The sequence below is a fragment of the Microbacterium sp. NPDC058345 genome (assembly GCF_042723855.1).
GTDB lineage: Bacteria > Actinomycetota > Actinomycetes > Actinomycetales > Microbacteriaceae > Microbacterium.
Map to the genome: position 1 here is coordinate 160,017 of NZ_JBHXIG010000001.1, position 22,810 is coordinate 182,826.

Genomic DNA, 22,810 nt, shown 5'->3' on the forward strand with positions numbered 1-22,810 from the left:
GTTCACCCACGCACGAAGGACCTGACATGACTCAGTACCAGGACGACATCGACGGCATCCGCGCCCTGAAAGAGGCGCACGGCTCCGCCTGGAGCGCCATCGACCCCGAGTCGGCCGCACGCATGCGGGCGCAGAACCGCTTCCGCACCGGGCTCGAGATCGCGCAGTACACCGCCGACATCATGCGCCGCGACATGGAGGAGTACGACGCCGACTCCTCGCTGTACACGCAATCGCTCGGCGTGTGGCACGGCTTCATCGGGCAGCAGAAGCTGATCTCCATCAAGAAGCACCTGAAGTCGACGAAGAAGCGCTACCTCTACCTGTCGGGATGGATGGTGGCGGCGCTGCGCTCCGAGTTCGGCCCGCTTCCCGATCAGTCGATGCACGAGAAGACCGCGGTGCCCGCGCTGATCGAGGAGCTCTACACCTTCCTCCGTCAAGCCGACGCCCGCGAGCTGGATCTGCTCTTCACCCAGCTCGACGAGGCGCGCGCCGGCGGCGATGAGACGGCGGTGGAGTTCCTCCAGTCGCAGATCGACAACCATGAGACGCACATCGTGCCGATCATCGCCGACATCGACGCCGGGTTCGGCAATCCGGAGGCGACGTACCTGCTCGCCAAGAAGATGATCGAGGCGGGCGCCTGCGCGATCCAGATCGAGAACCAGGTGTCCGACGAGAAGCAGTGCGGTCATCAGGACGGCAAGGTCACCGTGCCGCATGAGGACTTCATCGCGAAGATCAACGCGGTGCGCTACGCCTTCCTCGAGCTCGGCATCGAGAACGGCATCATCGTCGCACGCACCGACTCGCTCGGAGCCGGACTCACGCAGAAGCTGGCCGTCAGTCATGAACCCGGAGACCTCGGCGACCGGTACAACTCCTTCCTCGACGCGGAGGAGATCGCGGCCGGCGAGCTCAGCGACGGCGACGTCGTGATCAGGGGCGACGGCAGGCTGCTGCGACCGAAGCGCCTGGCCAGCAACCTGTACCAGTTCCGGTCCGGAACCGGCGAGGACCGCGTCGTGCTCGACGGCATCACGTCGCTGCAGAGCGGCGCCGACCTGCTGTGGATCGAGACCGAGAAGCCGCACATCGAGCAGATCGCCGGCATGGTCGACCGCATCCGCGAGGTGATCCCGAACGCGAAGCTGGTCTACAACAACAGCCCCTCGTTCAACTGGACGCTGAACTTCCGGCAGCAGGCGTACGACCAGCTCGTCGCCGAGGGCGCGGATGTGTCGGCATACGAGCGCGACAGGCTGATGAGCGTCGACTACGACGACACCGCGATCGCCCGCATCGCCGACGAGAGGATCCGAAGCTTCCAGCGCGACGGCTCGGCCCGAGCCGGCATCTTCCATCACCTCATCACGCTGCCGACCTACCACACGGCCGCCCTGTCGACCGACGACCTCGCCAAGGGCTACTTCGGTGACGAGGGAATGTTGACCTACGTGCGAGACGTGCAGCGCCGGGAGATCCGCCAGGGCATCGCCACGGTCCGACACCAGAACATGGCCGGAAGCGACATCGGCGACAACCACAAGGAGTACTTCGCCGGCGATGCGGCCCTGAAGGCCGGGGGTCAGCACAACACGATGAACCAGTTCAGCTGACCCGGCCGCGGGCGTAACCTGAGCCCATGGCCGAGGCGAAGTCCCCCGAAGTGCTCGTCGTACGGCGCGTGGCCGCGGGCGTCGCGATGGAACGGCTACAGGAACGACGCGGCGACGGCGTTGCGGTGGTAGTCGAAGACGATGCTCGTGCGGGTGGACGCGACGCTGCTCTGCGCGGACAGGTGCTCGAGCACGAACTCGCGCATCTGAGACGAGTCGGCGACGGCGATGTGCAGCAGGAAGTCGTCGTCTCCGCCGAGGAAGAACACCTGGATCACCTGCGGCAGGGTGCGCACCCGCTCGGCGAAGGCGACGATGCTCTCCCGGCGGGCGCTCGGCCGCAGGCTCACGCCGATGACGGCCTGGAGGCCCGCCCCGAGCTTGCGCTCGTCGACACTCGCGTGAAAGCCGGTGATCACGCCCCGGTCGACCAGCGACCGCAGACGCGCATGCGCGGTCGACGGGGCGACGCCGAGCCTCGCGGCCAGCTCGGCGTTCGTCATCCGCCCGTCGGCCGTCAACAGCTGCACGATCTTCACATCCACGGCGTCCAGCGCGGCGGGTTGCACGGTGTTCGGCGGAACGGCCTCGGATGACATGTCCATCCGAATGATTATTCAGCATCGGAGTGAGGATCGAATCTTCTTCGAACTCAGCGCGAAACACCCGGCGTTTCTGCGATTCTATTCTTCGCCCTGCGGACCGACGCACCCACCCTTGGAGGATCGATGAAGATCGGCGTACCCACCGAAGTCAAGAACAACGAGAATCGTGTCGCGCTCACTCCCGCCGGCGTCGATCGACTCGTGCACGAGGGTCATCGCGTGCTCGTGCAGTCCGGCGCCGGACTCGGCTCGCGCATCGATGACGAGGCGTACCGCGCGGCGGGCGCCGAGATCGTCGACTCGGCCGAGGATGCCTGGGGCGAAGCCGACCTGCTACTCAAGGTCAAGGAGCCGATCGCCCAGGAGTACGGTTTCCTGCGCCCCGACCTCACCCTGTTCACCTATCTGCACCTGGCCGCGGACCGCGCACTGACCACGGCGCTCGTCGATGCGGGAACCACCGCCGTCGCCTACGAGACGGTGCAGCTGCCCGACCGCAGCCTGCCCCTGCTCATCCCGATGAGCGAGATCGCCGGCCGGCTGTCGGTGACGATGGGCTCGTACTCACTGCTGCGCTCGAACGGCGGTCGCGGCACACTGCTCGGCGGCATCGCCGGCACCCCGCGCGCGAAGACGGTGGTGATCGGCGGCGGTGTCGCCGGAGAGCACGCCGCGGCGAACGCGCTGGGCCTGGGGTCGAGGGTCACCGTGTTCGACATCTCGCTGCCCCGGCTGCGCGAGCTCGAGCACCGCTACGGCGGCGCGCTGGAGACGAGGGCGTCGAGCCGGTACGACATCGCCGAGGAGCTGGCCGACGCAGACCTGGTCATCGGCTCTGTGCTCATCCCGGGAGCTGCGGCACCGAAGCTCGTCACCGACGACATGGTGGCCGCCATGAAGCCCGGGTCGGTGCTGGTGGACATCGCCATCGACCAGGGCGGATGCTTCGAGGGCTCCCGCCCGACGACGCACGACGATCCCACGTTCGCCGTGCACGACTCCATCTACTACTGCGTCGCCAACATGCCCGGCGCCGTGCCCGAGACCGCCACGCGGGCGCTCACCAATGCCACGCTCCCCTACGTCTCGGCGATCGCCGGAAAGGGCTGGGAACGCGCGGCCGACGACGACGCCGCCCTCGCCAAGGGCCTGAACGTCGCCGGCGGCCGGATCACGCTGCATGCCGTGGCCGAGGCGCACGGGATGACCGGCTGACACGACAGAAACCGGGATCGGCGGATGCCCGTCAAGAACGCCCGTTCTTGACGGGCATTCGGCCTGTGGCCGCACATCCCGCCCGGGTACGCTTCTGATGTGACCGAACGCGCACCTCTCTCCCGCAAGCTTTCCGCCATCGCCGAGTCCGCGACCCTGAAGGTCGACGCCAAGGCGAAGGCCCTCAAAGCCGAGGGCAAGCCCGTCATCTCCTATGCCGCCGGCGAGCCCGACTTCGCGACGCCGCAGTTCATCGTGGACGCCGCGGCCGAGGCTCTCGCCGATCCGGCGAACTACCGATACACGCCGGCCGCCGGTCTGCCGCCGCTGCGCGAGGCGATCGCCGCGAAGACGCTGCGGGATTCCGGTCTCGACGTCTCGCCGGCGCAGGTGATCGTGACCAACGGCGGCAAGCAGTCCGTGTACCAGGCCTTCCAGGCCGTGGTGAACCCCGGTGACGAGGTGCTGCTGCCCGCGCCGTACTGGACCACCTACCCCGAGGCGATCCGCCTCGCCGACGGAACCCCGGTCGAGGTGTTCGCCGGTGCCGAGCAGGACTACAAGGTCACCGTCGAACAGCTCGAGGCCGCACGCACCGAGCGCACGACCGTGCTGGTGTTCGTGTCGCCGTCCAACCCGACCGGATCGGTGTACACCACCGAGGAGACCAAGGCTATCGCCGAGTGGGCGCTCGAGCACGGCATCTGGGTCATCAGCGACGAGATCTATCAGAACCTCACCTACGAGGGCGCCAAGGCGACGTCGATCGTCGAGGCGCTGCCCGAGATCGCCGGGCAGACCATCCTCGTCAACGGGGTCGCGAAGACCTACGCGATGACCGGCTGGCGAGTCGGTTGGATGGTCGGCCCGGCCGATGCCATCAAGGTCGCCGCCAACCTGCAGTCGCACCTTTCCAGCAACGTCAACAACGTCGCCCAGCGGGGAGCCATCGCCGCCCTCACCGGCCCGCAGGATGAGGCGGAGCGGATGCGCGAGGCGTTCGACCGTCGTCGTCGCCTGATCGTGTCGGAGCTGTCGAAGATCGACGGTCTCGTCGTGCCCAACCCGCTCGGAGCGTTCTACGTCTACCCCGATGTGCAGGGGCTTCTCGGTCGCACCTGGGGCGGTGTCACGCCCGCCACCTCCCTGGAGCTGGCCGACCTCATCCTCGAGCAGGCCGAGGTCGCCGTCGTCCCCGGCGAGGCGTTCGGCCCGTCCGGCTACATCCGCATGTCGTATGCCCTCGGCGACGACCAGCTGCTCGAAGGCGTGCAGCGCCTGCAGCGCCTGTTCTCGGCCTGAATCCGCGGGCGCCGGCGCTCATCCCGGGATGCGACCCGGGCGGCGTCGACCTTCTCTAGAGGTCGACGCCGACGAGCACCGGCTCGGGCTGCAGCAGCAGACCGTACTCCGCGTGCACGCGGCTTTGGATGAACCGGGCGAGTTCGCTGAGTTCGCCCGCGGTCGCTCCCCCGCGGTTGGTGAGGGCGAGGGCGTGCTTGGTCGAGACGCCGGCACGCGAGCGGGGCAGCCGGAACCCCTTGCGGATGCCGGAGTTCTCGATGAGCCAGGCGGCGCTGACCTTCACCAGGCCCTCCGGGCGCTCCGCACGCGGTGACAGGCCGGCGTAGCGCTCCAGCGGGATCACGGTCACGGCATCCAGGTCGGGTTCGACCGGCCAGCGGGGGCACTCCGGGGGGAGGGCGCGGGCGACGTGCTCCGGCACGATCGCGTTCTGGAAGAACGATCCGGCGCTCCACGTGTCGGGATCGGCGTCGTCGAGCAGCATGCCCTTCGCGGCGCGGGTCTGCAGAATGCGCGAGCGCACCCAGCTCAGCGGCACGGGTTCATAGTCGTCCAGGCCGAGCGCGCGACGCAGCTGCTCGCCGCGCACCACACGACCTGCGTCGCCGGTCACGGCCAGGTCGAGGGTGACCGAGAGGATCACGGCACGGCGGCCCTGCGCTTCGCCGTAGTGGTGCTTGAGCACCGACGTGCGGAACCCGAGACCGAGCTCCGACGCCGGCACGACGACGGAAGCGTCCGCGTGCTCGTCGATCAGCTCGACCTCGACGAGGGTCTCCTGGATCTCCTGTCCGTAGGCGCCCACGTTCTGCACCGGAGCGGCGCCGACGGTACCGGGGATGCCGCTCATCGCCTCGATGCCGGCGTAGCCGCGCTCGACCGCGTACGCGACCAGCCCGTCCCACGAGTGCCCTGCCTGCACGCGAAGCCGGATGCGCCCCTCATGCGGTGAAGGCAGCTCCTCGATGCCGGAGGTGAGGATGCGGATCACGGTGCCGTCGAAGGAGTCATCGCCCGCGAACAGGTTGGAGCCGCCGCCGAGTACGAACCAGTCTTCGCCGCGCTCCCACACCGAGCGCAGCTCGGCGATCAGAGCGGCCGTGGTCGACGCCTCCCGCATGGTCCCGGGTGCGGCGCCGGTGCGGAGCGTGGTGAGCTCGCGGAGCGCAACGGATGCCTGCGTCATGTCAGAGCGCGACCCGCAGCTGCGCCTTGACCAGCACCGTCGTGTCGGCGTGTTTCACCGTCAGATCGATGCGCGCCGACTGCTCGTCGACGGCGCCGACCTTGGCCAGCACGTGCACGTCAGCGCCGTCAGACGGGTGCACCACGACCGGCTTGGTGAAGCGCACGCCGTAGTCGAGGATGCCCTTCACATCGCCCAGCGCGGCGACGACGACCGAAGAGGCGATGCCCATGGTGAGCATCCCGTGCGCGAGCACACCGGGAAGCCCCACCTCGGTGGCCACGTCGTCGCGGTAGTGGATGGGATTGAAATCGCCCGAGGCTCCGGCGTAGCGCACCAACGACTCGCGGGTGAGGTGCAGCGTGCGCTCTGCGACGACGTCTCCGACGGCGAACCCGGCCATCACTGCGCCTCTCCTTCGGTCTCGGCGCCGATGAGCAGGACGCTGGTCGCGGTGACCACGTGCTCCCCCGCGGCATCCGTGATCTCGGCCTCGCTGGTGATCATCGAGTTGCCGCCCAGGGCACGGATGCCGGTGACGCGCAGCCGCCCCGAGAGCTCGTCGCCGGCGACGATCGGCCGCGTGTAGGTGAACCTCTGCTCGGCGTGGATCGTGCGCGACAGCACGATGCCGGAGTCGGGTTCGGCGAGCAGCTGCTGCAACGTGTGATCCTGGATGACCATGGCGAACGTCGGCGGCGCCACCACGTCCGCATAGCCGAGACCGCGCGCGGCCTCGACATCGGTGTGCAGGGGCGCGTCGGCGAAGACGGCGCGGGCGAACTCGCGCACCTTCTCCCGTCCGACGAGGTACGGGGCGGTCGGCGGGAACTCCCGGCCGACCAGATCGTTGTTGACGGGCACCCCTCGATCCTATCCGGGGCACCCGAGACTGTTCCCGGCGTCCGCTCAGGCGAGAGCAGGGTCATCTTCCCGCGAATCCTTGACGCACAGACGGAGATGTGTTGCTATGTGATTGTTTGGTGCAGTTCCCACGCATAGACAATCAAGAGATCGGCGAACAATGACGTCACCCTCTCCGCGCCGGCATGCCCGGCGACAGCTCACCGCGCTCGGCCTCGTCGCCGCCCTCGCCGTCACCGGCATCGGGCTGACCGGTGTCGGCGCATCCGCCGCCGTCTCCCCAGCGGCGGCATCCTCCTCCGAGCCCACACCCGTGACACCCGACCCCGCCAACCCCGAGGTGCCCGTCGACGACTCCGGTTCGTCGATCGGCGCGATCACGGCCGTCTCACGAGACGGTGCGAGCGTCACGCTCACGGGTGAGGACGGCGCCATGCGCATCAGCTTCCTCGAGGGCGGCACCTTCCGCCTCGAGGCCGACCCGAGCGGATCGTTCAGCGACCCGGCGAACACCCCGCAGGACGACCCTGCGCGCACGGCGGACATCGTCGTCGGCGCAGACACGTTCGACGGCGCCGACCTCACCGTGGAAGAGGGCGGCACGATCACCGTCGCCAGTCCCGACGTCACCGTGACGGTCGACCGGGCCACAGGAGCCGTCCGGGCGACGCGCGCCGACGGGACGCCGATCTTCACCGAGTCGGCGCCGATCACCTTCGGCGCGACGTCGGCCACCCAGCACCTGGCGGCGGCCGACGGCGAGCAGTTCCTGGGCGGCGGCATGCAGAACGGCCGCTCCATCCACACCGGCTCGGTGATCAACATCGCCCGCAGCTACGACTGGGACGATGACGGCTACCCCAACGCGGTGCCGTACTACATGTCGTCCGAGGGCTACGGCGTGCTGCGCAACACCTTCGCCCGCGGCACCTACGACTTCAAGAACGGCACCACCACCCACGAGGAGCGCCGCTTCGACGCGTACTACTTCGTGGGCGACTACGCCCAGTCGCTGGAGTCGTACACGCAGCTCACCGGACGGCCGATCATGCCGCCGGTGTACGCCCTCGAGTACGGCGACGCCGACTGCTACAACCGGTCGAGCCCGACGTACAGCGGCACCCGGACGCCGTCGAAGCTGCGCACCCCGCAGGCGCTGGACTTCGCGAAGGAGTTCGTCGAGCACGACATGCCGGCCGGCTGGATGCTGGTGAACGACGGCTACGGCTGCGAGTATCAGGACCTGCCCGAGACCGTCGACGCCATCGAGGAGCAGACCGCACTGAAGACGGGTCTGTGGACGCAGCGGTCGCTGACCGAGCAGGAGTACGAGGTCGGCGACGCCGGCATCCGGCTGCGCAAGCTCGACGTCGCGTGGGTCGGCGCCGGCTACCGTCTCGCGCTCACCGGCTGCGAGGCCGCGCACGACGGCATCGAGCAGTACTCCGAGGCTCGCGGCACCTCCCTCATGGTCGAGGGCTGGGCCGGGTCGCAGCGCTGCGGCATGCAGTGGACCGGCGACCACTCCGGCGACCTCGACGCGGTGCGCTGGCAGATCTCGGCCCTCACCGGCGCGGGCAATTCGGGCCTGGCGTTCTCGACCGGCGACGTGGACGGCATCTTCGGCGGCTCGCCCGAGAGCTACGTGCGCGACCTGCAGTGGAAGGCCTTCGCCCCGGCGCTGTACTCGATGAGCGGCTGGGCGTCCGTCGACAAGCGGCCGTGGCTGTACGGCGGCGAGGCGACGAAGATCAACCGCGCGTACCTGCAGCTGCGGCAGCGGCTCATGCCGTACATCTACACGCTGGCCGCCGAGTCGCACCGCACGGGGCTGCCGATGATGCGCTCCCTCGCGCTGGAGTACCCGGAGGATCGCGGTTCGTACAGCGCCGAGGCCAACAACGAGTTCCTGCTCGGCAGCGACTATCTCGTGGCCCCGGTGTTCACGAAGACGACCGTGCGCAACGGCATCTACCTGCCCGCCGGCGAGCGATGGGTCGACTACTGGACGGGGAGGCTCTACCAGGGCGGACAGGTGATCAACGGTCACCCGGCGCCGCTCGACAGACTGCCGATCTTCGTGCGCGCCGGTGCGCTGGTGCCGCAGGGCATCGTCGCCCGCAATGCCTCACTCGTGCCGGAGGACTCCCCGATCACCCTGTCGCTGTTCCCGCAGGGCGAGAGCGCCTTCACCCTCTACGAGGACGACAAGGTGACGCGCGGCTACGCCGACGGCGAGTCGAGCGCGCAGCGCATCGACGTCGACGCTCCGGATGCCGGCAAGAAGGGCACCGTGACGGTGACCATCGGCGAGCGCGACGGCGACTACGACGGCAAGGCCGGTGCCCGCCCGTACGTCATCGAGGCGCACACCGGCTCGGCACCGAAGAACGTGACCGTCGACGGCAAGCGCCTGACGCAGGCGGATTCGCTCGACGCGCTGTCCGAGCAGGAGACCGGCTGGTTCTTCGACGCCGAGAACGCCGGCGGCGTGATCACCGTGAAGACCGGCACCGTGGCATCCGACCGGAGTGCCACGGTCGTGCTGGCCGCGACCAGCGCGGTGGGCGGACGCGATGCGGATGCCGCGGCGGCATCCGTCGCCGTCGACCTGGCCGACCGGGTCTTCCAGGGCGAGAACACCACGGTGACCGCGACCTTCCGCAACACCGGCACCAAGAAGAAGGACGGGGTCACGCTCACGCCGCAGGTTCCCGAGGGCTGGACACTGGTGTCATCCGAGGGCGACGAGGCGGGCACGGTGAAGCCGGGCGCGTCGGCGACGGCGACCTTCGAGTACACCGTGACGGATGCGGCCGAAGCCGACCTGCAGACTGTGACGGTGGTCGCCGCGTACACATCGCAGAAGTCGCCGCAGACGGTGTCGGGCGCCCACCAGATCTACGTCGCCTACGGGTCGCTGGCCGGCGCCTACAACGCCGACTCCGTCACCACGCTCGAGACGGCGAAAGCCGGTGACTTCGACGGCGGCGGAGCGACCTTCTCGGCCGAGGCGCTCGTCAGAGCCGGAGTGGAGCCGGGATCGACGGTGACCGTCGGCGAAGGCGACGCCGCCATCGAGTACACCTGGCCCGCGCCGTCCGGCGCGGACGACTCGGTCGCTCCTGCCGGTCAGACCGTCTCCCTCACCGGAAAGGGCACGCACCTGGCGGTCCTGGCATCGGCGGCATCCGGCGGCGGTGTGAACCCCGCCCTCGAGTTGCACTACGCCGACGGCACCGTCTCGACGCAGAACCTGTTCATCCCGAACTGGCTGCCGCAGGCATCGGGGCTGGGTGGCGCGAGCGTGGCGATCTCCTCGCTCGGGCGCAACAGTGCGACCAACCCGGACGTGTACGAGTATCCGACCTACCGGTACCAGGTGTACTCCAACCTCGTGCGCCTGAACCCGGCGAAGGAGCTCGCGTACGTCGTGCTGCCCACCGAGAGCAGGCTGAAGATCTTCGACTGGAAGGTCGTCGACCAGCCGCTGCCTCCGGCACCGAGCGGCACGATCGGGGCGGCCGAGCTGCCCTGGCTCAGTGCGGTGAACGGGTGGGGCGTGATCGGCAAGAACGTCGCCAACAAGGACTCGGCGTCTTCGCCCGACGTGCCCTTGGCGATCAACCACGTCGATCCGGCCACCGGCGAGAACCCCACCTATGAGAAGGGTCTCGGCGTGCACGCCCTGTCGAAGATCACCTACTACACAGGCGGCGCCTGCACGGCGTTCACCGCGGACGTGGGCCTCGAGGCCGGATTCGCCGGCAACGTGATCTTCAGGGTGGATGCCGACGGCGAGAACCGGTACCAGTCGCGCACGTTCACCCCGGGTTTCGCGCCCGAGTCCCTGAACGTCGACCTCACGGGTGCGCAGTACGTCGATCTGATCGTCGAAGCTCCCGGCAGCATCAACGGCGCGCACGGCGTGTGGGGTGACGCCACCTTCCACTGCGAGTGAGCTGACCTCGGGGGCGGTGTCTTCTTTCGGAGGGCGCCGCCCCTTCCGTGTGCCGCCCGAGGCCACCGATCGGCGAAGAGGAGAGACGTCAGCGGCGGCGGCTGCGGATCGCCTTGATGCTCATCTGCACCGCGATGACGACGAGGTATGCCGCGAAGAGCACGTTGCCCAGCAGCGGGTCGATCAGCGTGGCGAGCCACGCGCCGAGTGCGGTCGTCGTGCATGCCGAGAGACCGATGATGCCGGCGGCGACCAGGTCGACGTTCCGATGCCGCAGGTTGCCGATGGTGCCCGAGACGGCGGTCGGGATCATCATGAGCAGCGAGGTGCCCTTGGCGATGAGGTCGCTGGTGCCGAAGGCCAGCATCAGCACAGGGACGACGATCACGCCGCCGCCCACTCCGATCAGACCCGCCATGATGCCGGTGAGGACACCCACCCCGACCAGACCCGCGCCGTTCAGCAGATTCACCTCGAACGCGGCCCCGCGGGAGGGGATCACCAGGAACAGGCTGACGATCACGATCATGAGAAAGCCGACGAAGCCCCAGCGCAGCACCGTCTGCGAGATCTTCGGCAGCAGTCGCGAGCCGATCTGGGCCCCGACGACGGCGCCCGCGGCGAGGATGAGCGCGGCGATCCACGCGACCGAGCCCGACATGGCGTAGGAGATCACCCCCACGCTGGCGGTCGGCACGATCGCCGCCAGCGAGGTGCCGGCGGCGCGGCGCTGATCGAAGTGCAGCATCAGCACGAGAAGCGGCACGATGACCGTGCCGCCGCCGACGCCGAAGAGTCCGGACAGCAGGCCGGCGGTGAGGCCGATGAGCACGTAGGTGAGATACGCGCGGGGCTCCCGGGTGATGGCCAGATCCGCGTGCACGGATCCAGCCTATCCCGGGAGCCCGCTGCGTCCGACCGCGGTCAGGACCCTTCGGCCGGCCCTCACCTGCGGCCGTCAGATCTCTGACGCGGCTCCACGTCGGCGCCCGGCCGCACGACGAAGCCCGCCACCCCAGCGGGGCGGCGGGCTTCGTCATGAAGGATGCTTACTCGGACTTGTTCTCGACGGCATCCTCGGCGGCGGCCTCAGCGGCAGCGCCCTCGGCCTGCGACTCTGCGCCGGCCTCGGCGGCCGGGGCGTCGGTGGTCTCGGTGGTCTCCTCAGCGGGAGCCGCCTCTGCCTTGTCGGCCTTGTCGGCCTTGTCAGCCTTGTCGGCCTTCGGCGTCTCGGTCTTGGCAGCCGGCTTCCCGGCCTTCTTCTTCGGGGTGACGGGCTCGAGGACGAGCTCGATCACGGCCATCGGTGCGTTGTCACCCTTGCGGTTGCCGACCTTGGTGATGCGGGTGTAGCCACCCTCACGCTCGGCGACCAGCGGAGCGATCTCGTTGAAGAGCACGTGCGCGGCGTCCTTGTTGGAACGCAGCACGGTCAGTGCGCGACGACGAGCGTGCAGGTCACCACGCTTGGCGAGGGTGACAAGCCGCTCAGCGAGCGGACGCAGGCGCTTGGCCTTGGTCTCGGTCGTCTTGATCGACTTGTTGGTGAAGAGCGCGGCCGCGAGGTTCGCGAGAAGAAGGCGCTCGTGGGCGGGGCCGCCTCCGAGGCGGGGACCCTTGGTGGGCTTGGGCATGATCGTCTAGCTCCTGGTCAGAAAGATGTCGGGTTTCAGAAGGATTCGTCTTCGCCTGCGCTGTAGAAGTGGGCGCCGTCGAAACCGGGCACCGAATCCTTCAGCGACAGACCGAGGGAGACGAGCTTGTCGCGCACCTCGTCGACCGACTTCTGTCCGAAATTGCGGATGTTCATCAGCTGCGTCTCGGAGAGGGCGACCAGCTCCGCGACGGTGTTGATGCCCTCGCGCTTGAGGCAGTTGTACGAGCGGACCGACAGATCGAGGTCTTCGATCGGCATGGACAGCTCGCTGGAGAGCACGGCCTCGACCGGCGCGGGGCCGATCTCGATGCCCTCGGCCTCGACGTTCAGCTCGCGGGCGAGGCCGAACAACTCGGTGAGGGTCTTGGCGGCCGAGGCGACGGCGTCGCGGGGGCTGATCGCCGACTTCGTCTCGACGTCGAGGACGAGCTTGTCGAAGTCGGTGCGCTCGCCCGCACGAGTGGCGTCGACGCGGTAGCTGACCTTGAGCACCGGCGAGTAGATCGAGTCGACCGGCACCTGGCCGGCCTCGGCGTACTCGTTGCGGTTCTGGGCAGCCGAAACGTAGCCGCGACCGCGCTCGATGGTGAGCTCCAGCTCGAAGCGCGCGGTGTCGTTGAGCGTCGCGATGACCAGGTCGGGGTTGTGCACCTCGACGCCCGCCGGTGCCGAGATGTCGGCCGCGGTGACCTCGCCTGCGCCCGTCTTGCGCAGGTAGGCGGTGATGGGCTCGTCACGCTCGCTGGAGACGACCAGCTGCTTGATGTTGAGGATGATCTCGGTGACGTCCTCCTTCACACCGGGGATCGTGCTGAACTCGTGCAGCACGCCGTCGATGCGAATGGTGGTGACCGCGGCGCCGGGGATCGACGACAGCAGGCTGCGGCGCAGCGCGTTGCCGATCGTGTAGCCGAAGCCGGGCTCGAGCGGCTCGATGACGAACCGGCTGCGGTTCTCGGAGATCTTTTCCTCGGTGAGAGTGGGACGCTGTGCGATGAGCACTATGTGTTCCTTTCGATCACATGCCCGCTATATGACATGTGGTGGGTGAGGTCTTGAGTTGTGGAAATCTGCGGGCGACGAGGCGCGCCGGGACCCGCAGCGGGTCCGAGCGCGCCTCGTCGCACGGAATCAGACGCGGCGACGCTTCGGCGGACGGCAGCCATTGTGAGCCTGCGGCGTGACGTCCTGGATCGAGCCGACCTCGAGGCCGGCGGCCTGAAGCGAGCGGATCGCGGTCTCGCGGCCCGAACCCGGGCCCTTCACGAACACGTCGACCTTCTTGACGCCGTGCTCCGCAGCCTGGCGGGCAGCGGACTCCGCGGCCATGCCGGCGGCGTACGGCGTCGACTTGCGCGAGCCCTTGAAGCCCACGCCACCCGACGAGGCCCAGCTGATGACAGCGCCGGACGGGTCGGTGATCGAGACGATGGTGTTGTTGAACGTCGACTTGATGTGGGCCTGGCCCAGCGCGATGTTCTTCTTGTCCTTGCGGCGCGGCTTGCGCGCGGCGGCCTTGGGTGCAGCCATGAAAGTGTTCTCCTATTCCCTGGCCGCTTAGCGGGCCTTCTTCTTGCCGGCGACGGTGCGCTTCGGTCCCTTGCGGGTGCGCGCGTTCGTCTTGGTGCGCTGACCGCGGACCGGCAGGCCACGACGGTGACGGAGGCCCTCGTAGGAGCCGATCTCGACCTTGCGGCGGATGTCTGCGGCGACCTCGCGGCGCAGGTCACCCTCCACCTTGTAGTTGCCCTCGATGTGGTCGCGCAGTGCGACGAGCTGCTCGTCGCTGAGGTCCTTGACGCGGATCGACTCGTCGATCTCGGTCGCCTTGAGGATCTCGACGGAACGGGTGCGGCCGATGCCGTAGATGTACGTGAGGGCGATCACCACGCGCTTGTCGCGCGGGATGTCAACGCCGGCAAGACGTGCCATGCGGTTCTCCTGGAGTGTTGTTGGAGGTGTGGAGCAGCATCCGGTCCCGGGCCTCCGCCCCGAGGTGTCCCCCGCTCGCGCGGGTTCCGATGCTGCCTGTCATTCGATATTGAGTTGTGAGATGCCGGATCGGATGCCGCGAAGGCAGCCGATCCGGCCCCGGGGCTCAGCCCTGGCGCTGCTTGTGGCGCGGGTTGCTCTTGCAGATCACCATGACGCGACCGTGACGACGGATCACGCGGCAGTGGTCGCAGATGGGCTTGACGCTGGGGTTGACCTTCATGATGTTTCCTAATCGCTGTCTTCACCGGGCAGGCGAGATGCCTGGGGTGTTACTTCTCGACCGATCAGCGGTAGCGGTAGACGATGCGGCCGCGGGTCAGGTCGTAGGGGCTGAGCTCCACGACCACGCGGTCCTCGGGGATGATGCGGATGTAGTTCTGTCGCATCTTTCCTGAGATCGTCGCCAGGACCTTGTGCCCGTTGCTGAGCTCAACGCGGAACATCGCGTTGGGCAGCGCCTCGGACACGACGCCCTCGATCTCGATGACACCGTCTTTCTTAGCCATAGCCTCGCTGACGCTTCTGCAGACCGGTCGATCTGCGGTGGATGGGTGGTGTGATGCCGTCTTGTTCAGACACGCCAAGAAAAGGCGCAAGGCACCAAAGATCTATGTTAGACCGTCCGGGCGCTCCCGGCAACTCGGGTCAGCTGATGACGTCGAGCATCTCCTGGATCTCGCCCTTCTGCAGGTCGAGGCGCTTGCCGTTGACCTCGACCGTCGGCGTACCGGCGATCTCGTGCTGCTTCGCCTGGGCGACGCCCCACTTGCCGTACGTGCCGTCTGCGATGCAGGATGCGGCGCCGTCGGCGCCGACCTCCTCGGCGTACGTGGCGAGCTGCTCGTCGGTGAGACCGGTCGTGTTCTCGGCGGGCTGGTTCGTGAACAGCGTCTCCATGTACTCGAGGGTCTTGCTCGGGGAATCCTCCGCGACGCAGAAGACCGCTCCTGCGGACCGCGACGAGTACTCCGAACCCTGCGAGAAGCGGTCGAGGATCGAGATCGGGTGGTATTCGAGGGTGATCTTGCCGTCCTCGGCGGCCTGCTTCAGCGCTTCGCCGTACTGCTGCTCGAAGTCGTTGCAGATGGGGCACATGAAGTCAACGTAGACCGCGACCGTGTCATCGCCGTCGCCGAAGCTGATCGCGCCGGTCTCGGAGTTGATGATCTCTCCCTGGGGGGCCGGCCCCGCGTCGTTGGCCTGGTTGTTCAGGTAGACGACGATCGCGCCGAGGGCGACGAGCACCACGACGACGGCGATCGAGATGCCGATCGCGAACCAGTTGTTCTTGCGCTGTGCTGCCGCAGCCATGGATGTCCGTCCTGTTCGGAGAAAGCAATCGCCCCATTCTGCCGTGCATTCGCTATGCCTGTCATGTGAGCCCCGCCCGTCCGCAACCGCCCGCCCCTCATCCGCCCGCCCCTCCCCCGCGAGAAACCAGTTCGTGCATGAGACACGCGTTCTCCGTCGGTTTCTCACGCGGACCCTGGTTTCTCGCCACGACGTTACTTCTGCACCGATCAGCCCGCGGTGCGATGTGTCCACAGATCGTGGGAGGCCGACGCCCGACGGGGTCGGCGAACGCCCATGCTCGGAGCATGACCATCACTCTTGCCCGACGTGCGCTGTCACGTTCGCCGTTGCCGTTGATCACAGCCTCGGAAGGACGGATGCTCGGCATCCGCCTTCCTTCCTCCCGTCACGTCCGAGTGCGGGCAGGCGTCTACGCCGATCGGGCTGGGTACGCCGCGCTGCCCGCCTGGAAGCGGTACGCCGTCCGGGTGCACGCGTTCCTCCGCACCCACCCGGATGCCGTGCTCTGCATGGAGTCAGCGGCGGTCGCGCTGGGCATCCCGTATTTCAACGAACCGAAGGACATCCACGTCTACGATGCCGGGCGAGCGGCATCACGCCGTTACGGCGACGTCGTCGTGCACACCAGCGCCGATCCGCGTGAAGTCGGATCCACCGCTGGAATCCTCACGACCTCGCCACTGGACACCGCGGTGGATCTGGTGCGCGTGCTGCCGCCGGCACAGGGTCTGGCGGTCGCCGATGCTGCGATCTCGGCCGCGCAGCGTGGATTCACCGACCTGGCCACGCTGTGTGAGCGTGCTGACGCGCAGCAGAACACACGGGGCCGGGCGCGTCTTCGCTGGGCATGGGATCACGCCGACGGACGCGCGGAATCACCGGGTGAAAGTGTGAGCCGCTCGATCATCGGCTGGTGCGGGTTCGAGACCCCCGAACTGCAACAGCGGTTCGACTACGAGGGCTACGACGATCGCGTCGACTTTCTCTTCCCCTCCCGCGCCGTGATCGGCGAGTCCGACGGCTGGGACAAGTACGCGCTCGGCGATCCCAAGGAGGCGGCGAAGAACCTCGCCGATGAGAAGCGCCGGGAGGACAGGCTGCGGCGCCACGGGCATCCCTTCGCGCGCTGGGATCTGACCGACGCCTGGCGGGTTGCACCGCTCGCGCGCGCTCTTCAGTCGGCCGGCGTTCCGCTCCGCCACCCACGACGACCGGCAATGCTCGCGACGATCCGACACCGCCCGCGCGAGAAACCACTTCGCTCATGAAACACGCGCGCACAGACGGTTTCTCGTGCGGAACGTGATTTCTCGAGATCAGCGGCGGCGCCGGCGCTACGCGATCGGGACCGGCGTGACGCCGAAGGGCGCGAGGCCCGCGGCGCCGCCGTCGGGCGCTGTCAGCACCCAGACGCCGCCCTCGTGCCGGGCGACGCTGTGCTCCCAGTGCGAGCCGTCCGTGCCGTCGGTCGTCGACACGGTCCAGTCGTCGTCCTCGACGAACGTCGACTCGCCACCGGCGGTGACCATCGGCTCGATGGCGAGCACCAGACCGGGTCGCACCTCGGCGCCGGCATCCGGCGTGCGGTAGTTGAACACGCTCGGGGCCTCGTGCATCTTGCGTCCGATGCCGTGGCCGACGTACTCCCGCAGGATGCCGTAGGTCTCCCCCGACACCTCCGAGACGCCCTGCGCCTCGATGTACTCCTGGATCGCCGCACCGATCTCGCCGATGTGCGCGGCGGTCGCCATGGCGGCGATGCCGGCCCACATCGACCCCTCGGTGACCCGGGAGAGCTCCTCGCGCCTGGTGACCAGCTCGGGCCTGGCGGCATCCGGCACGACGATCGTGATCGCGCTGTCGCCGTTCCAGCCCTGGAACTGCGCGCCGCAGTCGATCGACACGATGTCACCCGCCTGCAGCACCCGGTCACCGGGGATGCCGTGCACGACCTGCTCGTTCACCGAGATGCAGGTGGCGTGGTGATAGCCGCGCACGAGCATGAAGTTCGGCTCCGCTCCGCGATCGCGGATGACGCGCTCCGCCGCAGCATCCAGCTCGGCCGTCGTGATACCGGGACGCACCAGCGCCCGTACCGCGTCCAGGGCCGCCGCGGTGATCAGCCCCGGCTCGACCATCCCGCGCAGCTGCGCGGCGGTCTTGTAGATCGACCTGCGGAACATGCCGGTGTCAGACGAGCTGCTGGCCGACGCCGCGTGCGTTCAGCGCCGTCGAGATGCGCTCGGTGATCTCGTCGAGCGAGCCCACCCCGTCGATGCGGTCGACGATGCCGCGCTCCTGATAAATCTCGATGATCGGCGAGGTCTCGTGCTCGTAGATGTCGAGACGGTGCGCGATGGCCTCGTCGGTGTCGTCGGAACGGCCCTGCTCGATGGCGCGCAGACGCAGGCGCTCGAGGCTCTCCTCGCGCGGCACATCCAGCAGGATGACCGCGTCCAGCGACTCGCCGCGCTCCTCGAGGAACGCGTCGAGCTGCGCCACCTGAGCGGTGTTGCGCGGGTAGCCGTCGAGCAGGAACCCGTTCGACGCGTCGTCCTGCGCCAGCCGGTCCCGAACGATCTCGCTGGTCAGCTCGTCGGGCACGAGGTCGCCGGCGTCGAGGATGGCGGTGACCTTCTTGCCGAGATCGGTGCCCTGCTTGATGTTGGCGCGGAAGATGTCACCGGTGGAGACCACGGGAATGCCGAAGGTCTCGGCGACGCGGACGCCCTGGGTGCCCTTTCCCGAACCCTGCGGGCCGACGATCAGCAGACGTGCGGATGCGGTCATCGGAGGAGCCCTTCGTAGTGGCGCTGCTGCAGCTGCGCGTCGATCTGCTTGACGGTCTCGAGGCCGACACCCACGATGATGAGGATCGACGCACCGCCGAACGGGAAGTTCTGGTTCGCCTGCACCGTCGCCAGCGCCACCAGCGGGATCAGCGCCACGATGCCCAGGTACAGCGAGCCCGGGAAGGTGATGCGGGTGATGACGTAGTCCAGGTACTCCGCGGTGGGGCGGCCCGCACGGATGCCGGGGATGAACCCGCCGTACTTCTTCATGTTGTCGGCGACCTCGACGGGGTTGAAGGTGATCGCGACGTAGAAGTAGGTGAAGCCGATGATCAGCAGGAAGTACGCCGCCATGTACAGCGGGTGGTCGCCGGTGGTGAAGTACTGCGACACCCAGGTGACCCATGCCGGCGGCTCGCTGCCGTCGGTCGGCGTGTTGAACTGCGCGACCAGCATCGGGATGTACAGCAGCGACGAGGCGAAGATGATCGGGATCACGCCCGCCATGTTCACCTTGATCGGGATGTAGGTGTTCGTGCCGCCGTAGGTGCGGCGGCCGACCATGCGCTTGGCGTACTGCACGGGCACGCGTCGCTGGGACTGCTCGACGAAGACGACGAGGCCCATCACGATGATGCCGATGATGAGCACGAGCAGGAACGTCTCGAAGCCGCGCGCCTCCCAGATGCCCCACATGGCCGAGGGGAAGGTCGCGGCGATGGAGGTGAAGATCAGCAGCGACATGCCGTTGCCGATGCCGCGCTCGGTGACCATCTCGGCGAACCACATGATCAGGCCGGTGCCGGCGGTCATGGCGATGATGATGAGCAGCTGCGCCCACCACACGTCGTTGGTCAGCAGGTTCTGGCACGCCGCGACATCGGTGGTGCCGAACAGCTGGCCGGTGCGCGCCACGGTGACCAGCGTGGTCGACTGCAGCAGCGCGAGCGCGATCGTCAGGTAGCGGGTGTACTGCGTGAGCTTGGCCTGGCCCGCCTGACCCTCCTTGTGGAGCGTCTCGAAGTGCGGGATGACCACGCGGAGGAGCTGCGTGATGATCGTCGCGGTGATGTAGGGCATGACCCCGAGCGCGAAGATCGACAGCTGCAGCAGAGCGCCACCGGAGAACAGGTTGACGAGCCCCAGCAGGCCCTCGGTCCCGGCGTTCGCCGCCAGACACTGCTCCACGTTCGGGAAGTGCACGAACGGAGCGGGCACATTCGAGCCCATGCGGTACAGGGCGATGATGCCGATGGTGAAAAGGATCTTCTGCCGCAGGTCGGGCGTGCGGAAGATTCGCGCGATGGCGCTAAACAAGGGCGTTCCTCCTGAAAGGGAATCCGGCCGTCGACGGACGGCCGAAAGTCCAGGGTAACGCACAGGAGGGGCCGGAGAATCTCCGACCCCTCCTGGCGCATGTCACCTGCGGATCACTCGACGGATCCGCCGGCGGCCACGATCTTCTGCTCGGCGCTGCCCGAGACCTTGTCGACCGAGACCGTGAGCTTGACGGAGATGTCTCCGTCGCCCAGGACCTTGACCTTCTCGTTCTTGCGCACGGCACCCTTGGCGACCAGGTCGCTGACGGTGACGTCGCCGCCCTTCGGGTACAGCTCGGCGAGCTTGGCCAGGTTCACGACCTGGTACTCCACGCGGAACGGGTTCTTGAACCCGCGCAGCTTCGGGGTGCGCATGTGCAGCGGCATCTGCCCACCCTCGAAGCCGACGCGAACGGTGTTGCGGGCCTTGGTGCCCTTGGTGCCGCGACCGGCGGTCTTGCCCTTCGAGCCCTCACCGCGACCGACACGGGTCTTCGCAGTGTTGGCGCCGGGGACAGGACGCAGGTGGTGCACCTTCAGCACGGAGGGACGGGATGCCGCGGCATCCTCTTCCTTCTTCGCCGGGGCCTTCTTCGCCGCAGCCTTCGCCGGGGCTGCCTTGGTGGCTGCCGGCTTCTTGGCGGCGGTCTTCTTCTCGGCCTTCTCGGCCTCGACGGCCTCGTTCTTCTCAGCCATTAGTCGATCTCCTCAACCTTCACGAGGTGAGCGACGGTGCGGACGTATCCGCGCGTCTGTGCGTCGTCGGGGCGGACGACCGAGTCGCCGATCCGCTTGAGACCGAGCGAACGCAGAGTGTCGCGCTGGTTCTGCTTCTCACTCACCTTGGACTTGATCTGCGTGACCTTGAGGCGCTCAGCCATCAGGCACCTACCTTCTGCGCGGCGGCGGCAGCGGCCTTCGCCTCGTTGCGGATGATGATCTCCGGCACGACGGCGTCGTAGTCCAGGCCACGACGAGCGGCGACGGCGCGCGGCTCCTCGAGCGACTGGAGGGCCTCGACGGTCGCGTGCACGATGTTGATCGTGTTCGACGAGCCGAGCGACTTCGACAGGACATCGTGGATGCCGGCGCACTCGAGCACGGCGCGAACCGGACCACCGGCGATGACACCGGTACCGGCAGCGGCCGGACGCAGCAGCACGACGCCGGCAGCCGCCTCACCCTGCACGGGGTGCGGGATGGTCGATGCGACGCGGGGCACGCGGAAGAAGTTGCGCTTGGCCTCTTCGACGCCCTTCGAGATCGCGAGCGGGACCTCGCGCGCCTTGCCGTAGCCGACGCCCACCAGGCCGTTGCCGTCGCCGACGACCACGAGAGCGGTGAAGCTGAAGCGACGACCACCCTTCACGACCTTCGAGACGCGGTTGATGGTGACGACGCGCTCCAGGAACTGGTTGTCGCCGCGGTCACGCGAGTTGCGGTCGCGACCCTGGCCGCGGTCACGGCCACCACGGCGGCCGTCGCGCTGCTCGCGCTGCGGCTCGGCCTGAGCCTCGGCCGGAGCGGTTTCGGTCACTTCGTTCTCCTTGTTGTCACTCACAGTGCCAGCCCCCCTTCACGGGCGCCTTCGGCGATGGCCGCGACACGACCGGCGTAGCGGTTGCCGCCGCGGTCGAACACCGCCTCGGAAAAACCGGCGGCCTTCGCGCGCTCGGCGACGAGCTCACCCACCTTGCGGGCCTTGGCGGTCTTGTCACCGTCGAAGGAGCGCAGGTCGGTCTCGAGCGTGGAAGCGGATGCCACGGTGCGGCCCTTGCTGTCGTCCACGAGCTGCACGAAGACGTGACGTGCAGAGCGGGTGACGACCAGACGCGGACGCACCTCGGTGCCCTGGATCTTCTTGCGAAGACGGGCGTGACGCCGCGCGCGGGCGGCGGACTTCGACTTCACAGCCATGGTTACTTACCAGCCTTTCCGGCCTTGCGACGCACGACCTCGCCGGCGTAGCGCACACCCTTGCCCTTGTACGGCTCGGGCTTGCGGATCTTGCGGATGTTGGCGGCGACCTCACCGACGGCCTGCTTGTCGATGCCGCTCACGGTGACCTTGTTCGTGCCTTCGACCGTGAACGTGATGCCGGCCGGCGGGTCGACCAGCACGGGGTGCGAGAAGCCCAGGGCGAACTCGACCGAGCCGCCCTTCTGCTGCACGCGGTAACCGGTGCCGACGACCTCAAGGCCCTTGGAGTAGCCCTGGGTGACGCCGATGATGTTGTTGTTGATGAGCGTGCGGGTCAGGCCGTGAAGCGACCGCGACTCGCGCTCGTCGTCGGGCCGGGTGACCAGAACCTGGTTCTCCTCGACCGCGACCTCGATGGGGCTGGCCACCTGCAGGGTGAGCTCACCCTTGGGGCCCTTCACCGCCACCTCGCGGCCGTCGACCGAAACGGTCACGCCCGCGGGGATGTCGATGGGAAGTCGTCCGATACGCGACATGTCAGATCACCACACGTAGGCGAGAACTTCTCCGCCCACGCCCTTCTGCTCAGCCTGACGGTCGGTGAGAAGACCGGAGGAGGTGGACAGGATGGCAACGCCGAGGCCACCGAGGACCTTGGGCAGCTCGGTCGACTTCGCGTACACGCGAAGACCGGGCTTCGACACGCGCTTGATGCCGGCGATGGAGCGCTCGCGGTTGGGACCGTACTTGAGCGACAGGGTGAGGTTCTTGCCGACGCGGGCGTCGACGACCTCGAAGCCGGCGATGTAGCCCTCCTGCTGGAGGATCTCGGCGATGTGCGTCTTGAGCTTGCTCGACGGCATGGTCACGGAGTCGTGGTGCGCCGAGTTCGCGTTGCGCAGACGGGTCAGCATGTCTGCGACCGGGTCTGTCATTGTCATTGTTGTCTTCTTTCGATCATGAGGTTCCGGCTGCCGTTACACGACAGACGGCCTGCGATGAACACGCAATCTTCAATTGTACGGCACGCCCGGAGGGATGCCGGACGCCGAAGC

The 22,810-nt window shown here is 67.9% G+C and carries 26 protein-coding genes; 5 read left to right on the forward strand and 21 right to left on the reverse strand.

Going from position 1 to position 22,810, the window contains the following annotated elements; all coding sequences use genetic code 11:
- Window positions 1-26: 26 nt before the first annotated feature.
- On the forward strand, window positions 27-1,622 hold the full coding sequence (locus ACFWH5_RS00820) for an isocitrate lyase (protein WP_378830690.1): 1,596 nt from the start codon (window positions 27-29) through the stop codon (window positions 1,620-1,622).
- Between the two features lie 95 nt (window positions 1,623-1,717).
- Here the strand turns inward: ACFWH5_RS00820 and ACFWH5_RS00825 are convergent, their stop codons facing one another.
- Entirely contained in the window at window positions 1,718-2,221 is a 504-nt protein-coding gene (locus tag ACFWH5_RS00825; protein WP_378833496.1) for an Lrp/AsnC family transcriptional regulator, read from the reverse strand.
- Window positions 2,222-2,350: 129 nt separating this feature from the next.
- Between ACFWH5_RS00825 and ald the strand changes: the two genes are divergently transcribed.
- Together ald and ACFWH5_RS00835 are read left to right on the forward strand one after the other, a co-directional pair.
- On the forward strand, window positions 2,351-3,442 hold the full coding sequence (ald, locus tag ACFWH5_RS00830; RefSeq protein ID WP_378830693.1) for an alanine dehydrogenase: 1,092 nt from the start codon (window positions 2,351-2,353) through the stop codon (window positions 3,440-3,442).
- Between the two features lie 99 nt (window positions 3,443-3,541).
- Entirely contained in the window at window positions 3,542-4,744 is a 1,203-nt protein-coding gene (locus ACFWH5_RS00835; RefSeq protein ID WP_378830695.1) for a pyridoxal phosphate-dependent aminotransferase, read from the forward strand.
- Window positions 4,745-4,799: 55 nt separating this feature from the next.
- On the opposite strand, the gene ACFWH5_RS00840 is transcribed toward ACFWH5_RS00835, so the two are convergent.
- From ACFWH5_RS00840 to ACFWH5_RS00850, 3 genes are read right to left on the reverse strand one after another with little or no spacing between them, the layout of a single operon-like run.
- Complete coding sequence (locus ACFWH5_RS00840; protein WP_378830697.1) at window positions 4,800-5,933, reverse strand: UDP-N-acetylmuramate dehydrogenase; 1,134 nt, start codon at window positions 5,931-5,933, stop codon at window positions 4,800-4,802.
- A 1-nt stretch (window position 5,934) separates the two neighbouring features.
- A complete protein-coding gene (locus ACFWH5_RS00845) occupies window positions 5,935-6,336 on the reverse strand; it encodes a MaoC/PaaZ C-terminal domain-containing protein (RefSeq protein ID WP_378830700.1) in 402 nt (133 codons plus the stop codon).
- The gene (locus ACFWH5_RS00850) at window positions 6,336-6,797 is read right to left on the reverse strand and encodes a MaoC family dehydratase N-terminal domain-containing protein (protein ID WP_378830702.1); all 462 of its coding nucleotides are present in this window, start codon (window positions 6,795-6,797) and stop codon (window positions 6,336-6,338) included. Before ACFWH5_RS00850 ends, ACFWH5_RS00845 begins: the two co-directional genes overlap by 1 nt.
- Before the next feature lie 160 nt (window positions 6,798-6,957).
- Here ACFWH5_RS00850 and ACFWH5_RS00855 point away from each other — a divergent pair, with 160 nt between their 5' ends.
- Window positions 6,958-10,758: an NPCBM/NEW2 domain-containing protein gene (locus ACFWH5_RS00855; protein WP_378830704.1), complete on the forward strand. Its 3,801-nt coding sequence runs from the start codon at window positions 6,958-6,960 to the stop codon at window positions 10,756-10,758.
- Window positions 10,759-10,846: 88 nt separating this feature from the next.
- Here ACFWH5_RS00855 and ACFWH5_RS00860 read toward each other — a convergent pair whose 3' ends face one another.
- The 8 genes from ACFWH5_RS00860 to ACFWH5_RS00895 all read right to left on the reverse strand — a co-directional run bounded on the left by ACFWH5_RS00860 (window position 10,847) and on the right by ACFWH5_RS00895 (window position 15,721).
- A complete protein-coding gene (locus tag ACFWH5_RS00860) occupies window positions 10,847-11,641 on the reverse strand; it encodes a sulfite exporter TauE/SafE family protein (protein WP_378830706.1) in 795 nt (264 codons plus the stop codon).
- 166 nt (window positions 11,642-11,807) lie between these two features.
- Window positions 11,808-12,392: a 50S ribosomal protein L17 gene (rplQ, locus tag ACFWH5_RS00865; protein ID WP_378830707.1), complete on the reverse strand. Its 585-nt coding sequence runs from the start codon at window positions 12,390-12,392 to the stop codon at window positions 11,808-11,810.
- Window positions 12,393-12,427: 35 nt separating this feature from the next.
- Window positions 12,428-13,417 carry a DNA-directed RNA polymerase subunit alpha gene (locus ACFWH5_RS00870; protein WP_378830709.1) on the reverse strand — a complete coding sequence of 330 codons (990 nt, stop codon included), beginning with the start codon at window positions 13,415-13,417 and terminating at the stop codon, window positions 12,428-12,430.
- Between the two features lie 129 nt (window positions 13,418-13,546).
- Complete coding sequence (rpsK, locus tag ACFWH5_RS00875; protein WP_309129688.1) at window positions 13,547-13,945, reverse strand: 30S ribosomal protein S11; 399 nt, start codon at window positions 13,943-13,945, stop codon at window positions 13,547-13,549.
- Between the two features lie 27 nt (window positions 13,946-13,972).
- Window positions 13,973-14,347 (reverse strand): 30S ribosomal protein S13, encoded by a 375-nt coding sequence (gene rpsM, locus ACFWH5_RS00880; RefSeq protein ID WP_182254213.1) that lies wholly within the window; start codon window positions 14,345-14,347, stop codon window positions 13,973-13,975.
- Window positions 14,348-14,513: 166 nt separating this feature from the next.
- Entirely contained in the window at window positions 14,514-14,630 is a 117-nt protein-coding gene (gene rpmJ, locus ACFWH5_RS00885; RefSeq protein ID WP_071644008.1) for a 50S ribosomal protein L36, read from the reverse strand.
- 64 nt (window positions 14,631-14,694) lie between these two features.
- Window positions 14,695-14,916, reverse strand: coding sequence for a translation initiation factor IF-1 (gene infA, locus ACFWH5_RS00890; protein ID WP_018171468.1), 222 nt, complete (start codon window positions 14,914-14,916; stop codon window positions 14,695-14,697).
- 139 nt (window positions 14,917-15,055) lie between these two features.
- Window positions 15,056-15,721, reverse strand: coding sequence for a DsbA family protein (locus tag ACFWH5_RS00895; RefSeq protein WP_378830713.1), 666 nt, complete (start codon window positions 15,719-15,721; stop codon window positions 15,056-15,058).
- Window positions 15,722-16,008: 287 nt separating this feature from the next.
- Here ACFWH5_RS00895 and ACFWH5_RS00900 point away from each other — a divergent pair, with 287 nt between their 5' ends.
- Complete coding sequence (locus tag ACFWH5_RS00900; RefSeq protein WP_378830716.1) at window positions 16,009-16,992, forward strand: hypothetical protein; 984 nt, start codon at window positions 16,009-16,011, stop codon at window positions 16,990-16,992.
- 66 nt (window positions 16,993-17,058) lie between these two features.
- Here ACFWH5_RS00900 and map read toward each other — a convergent pair whose 3' ends face one another.
- The 9 genes from map to rpsH all read right to left on the reverse strand — a co-directional run bounded on the left by map (window position 17,059) and on the right by rpsH (window position 22,696).
- A complete protein-coding gene (map, locus tag ACFWH5_RS00905) occupies window positions 17,059-17,907 on the reverse strand; it encodes a type I methionyl aminopeptidase (RefSeq protein WP_378830718.1) in 849 nt (282 codons plus the stop codon).
- A 7-nt stretch (window positions 17,908-17,914) separates the two neighbouring features.
- A complete protein-coding gene (locus ACFWH5_RS00910) occupies window positions 17,915-18,514 on the reverse strand; it encodes an adenylate kinase (protein ID WP_378830720.1) in 600 nt (199 codons plus the stop codon).
- Complete coding sequence (secY, locus tag ACFWH5_RS00915) at window positions 18,511-19,833, reverse strand: preprotein translocase subunit SecY (protein ID WP_378830723.1); 1,323 nt, start codon at window positions 19,831-19,833, stop codon at window positions 18,511-18,513. Before secY ends, ACFWH5_RS00910 begins: the two co-directional genes overlap by 4 nt.
- Before the next feature lie 113 nt (window positions 19,834-19,946).
- Window positions 19,947-20,531 (reverse strand): 50S ribosomal protein L15, encoded by a 585-nt coding sequence (gene rplO / locus ACFWH5_RS00920; RefSeq protein ID WP_378830725.1) that lies wholly within the window; start codon window positions 20,529-20,531, stop codon window positions 19,947-19,949.
- Window positions 20,531-20,716, reverse strand: a complete 186-nt coding sequence (gene rpmD / locus ACFWH5_RS00925) for a 50S ribosomal protein L30 (protein WP_193596799.1) — start codon at window positions 20,714-20,716, stop codon at window positions 20,531-20,533. The genes rplO and rpmD overlap by 1 nt, the downstream gene beginning before the upstream one ends.
- Window positions 20,716-21,396: a 30S ribosomal protein S5 gene (rpsE, locus tag ACFWH5_RS00930; protein ID WP_309129680.1), complete on the reverse strand. Its 681-nt coding sequence runs from the start codon at window positions 21,394-21,396 to the stop codon at window positions 20,716-20,718. The genes rpmD and rpsE overlap by 1 nt, the downstream gene beginning before the upstream one ends.
- Window positions 21,393-21,752: a 50S ribosomal protein L18 gene (gene rplR, locus ACFWH5_RS00935; protein ID WP_378830728.1), complete on the reverse strand. Its 360-nt coding sequence runs from the start codon at window positions 21,750-21,752 to the stop codon at window positions 21,393-21,395. Before rplR ends, rpsE begins: the two co-directional genes overlap by 4 nt.
- 2 nt (window positions 21,753-21,754) lie before the next feature.
- The gene (rplF, locus tag ACFWH5_RS00940; protein WP_378830730.1) at window positions 21,755-22,291 is read right to left on the reverse strand and encodes a 50S ribosomal protein L6; all 537 of its coding nucleotides are present in this window, start codon (window positions 22,289-22,291) and stop codon (window positions 21,755-21,757) included.
- A gap of 6 nt (window positions 22,292-22,297) precedes the next feature.
- Entirely contained in the window at window positions 22,298-22,696 is a 399-nt protein-coding gene (gene rpsH, locus ACFWH5_RS00945) for a 30S ribosomal protein S8 (protein ID WP_378830733.1), read from the reverse strand.
- Between the last annotated feature and the right edge of the window lie 114 nt (window positions 22,697-22,810).

Bases quoted from the DNA above. Each gene is read 5' to 3' on its own strand.
- rpmJ (WP_071644008.1), bottom strand. From the start codon at position 14,630: ATGAAGGTCAACCCCAGCGTCAAGCCCATCTGCGACCACTGCCGCGTG.
- ald (WP_378830693.1), top strand. From the start codon at position 2,351: ATGAAGATCGGCGTACCCACCGAAGTCAAGAACAACGAGAATCGTGTC.
- rpsM (WP_182254213.1), bottom strand. From the start codon at position 14,347: ATGGCACGTCTTGCCGGCGTTGACATCCCGCGCGACAAGCGCGTGGTG.
- rpsK (WP_309129688.1), bottom strand. From the start codon at position 13,945: ATGGCTGCACCCAAGGCCGCCGCGCGCAAGCCGCGCCGCAAGGACAAG.
- rplQ (WP_378830707.1), bottom strand. From the start codon at position 12,392: ATGCCCAAGCCCACCAAGGGTCCCCGCCTCGGAGGCGGCCCCGCCCAC.
- rpsH (WP_378830733.1), bottom strand. From the start codon at position 22,696: ATGACAATGACAGACCCGGTCGCAGACATGCTGACCCGTCTGCGCAAC.
- rplO (WP_378830725.1), bottom strand. From the start codon at position 20,531: ATGGCTGAGAAGAACGAGGCCGTCGAGGCCGAGAAGGCCGAGAAGAAG.
- ACFWH5_RS00895 (WP_378830713.1), bottom strand. From the start codon at position 15,721: ATGGCTGCGGCAGCACAGCGCAAGAACAACTGGTTCGCGATCGGCATC.
- ACFWH5_RS00840 (WP_378830697.1), bottom strand. From the start codon at position 5,933: ATGACGCAGGCATCCGTTGCGCTCCGCGAGCTCACCACGCTCCGCACC.
- infA (WP_018171468.1), bottom strand. From the start codon at position 14,916: ATGGCTAAGAAAGACGGTGTCATCGAGATCGAGGGCGTCGTGTCCGAG.
- ACFWH5_RS00855 (WP_378830704.1), top strand. From the start codon at position 6,958: ATGACGTCACCCTCTCCGCGCCGGCATGCCCGGCGACAGCTCACCGCG.
- rplR (WP_378830728.1), bottom strand. From the start codon at position 21,752: ATGGCTGTGAAGTCGAAGTCCGCCGCCCGCGCGCGGCGTCACGCCCGT.
- ACFWH5_RS00825 (WP_378833496.1), bottom strand. From the start codon at position 2,221: ATGTCATCCGAGGCCGTTCCGCCGAACACCGTGCAACCCGCCGCGCTG.
- rplF (WP_378830730.1), bottom strand. From the start codon at position 22,291: ATGTCGCGTATCGGACGACTTCCCATCGACATCCCCGCGGGCGTGACC.
- rpmD (WP_193596799.1), bottom strand. From the start codon at position 20,716: ATGGCTGAGCGCCTCAAGGTCACGCAGATCAAGTCCAAGGTGAGTGAG.
- map (WP_378830718.1), bottom strand. From the start codon at position 17,907: ATGTTCCGCAGGTCGATCTACAAGACCGCCGCGCAGCTGCGCGGGATG.
- ACFWH5_RS00910 (WP_378830720.1), bottom strand. From the start codon at position 18,514: ATGACCGCATCCGCACGTCTGCTGATCGTCGGCCCGCAGGGTTCGGGA.
- ACFWH5_RS00845 (WP_378830700.1), bottom strand. From the start codon at position 6,336: ATGGCCGGGTTCGCCGTCGGAGACGTCGTCGCAGAGCGCACGCTGCAC.
- ACFWH5_RS00900 (WP_378830716.1), top strand. From the start codon at position 16,009: ATGACCATCACTCTTGCCCGACGTGCGCTGTCACGTTCGCCGTTGCCG.
- ACFWH5_RS00820 (WP_378830690.1), top strand. From the start codon at position 27: ATGACTCAGTACCAGGACGACATCGACGGCATCCGCGCCCTGAAAGAG.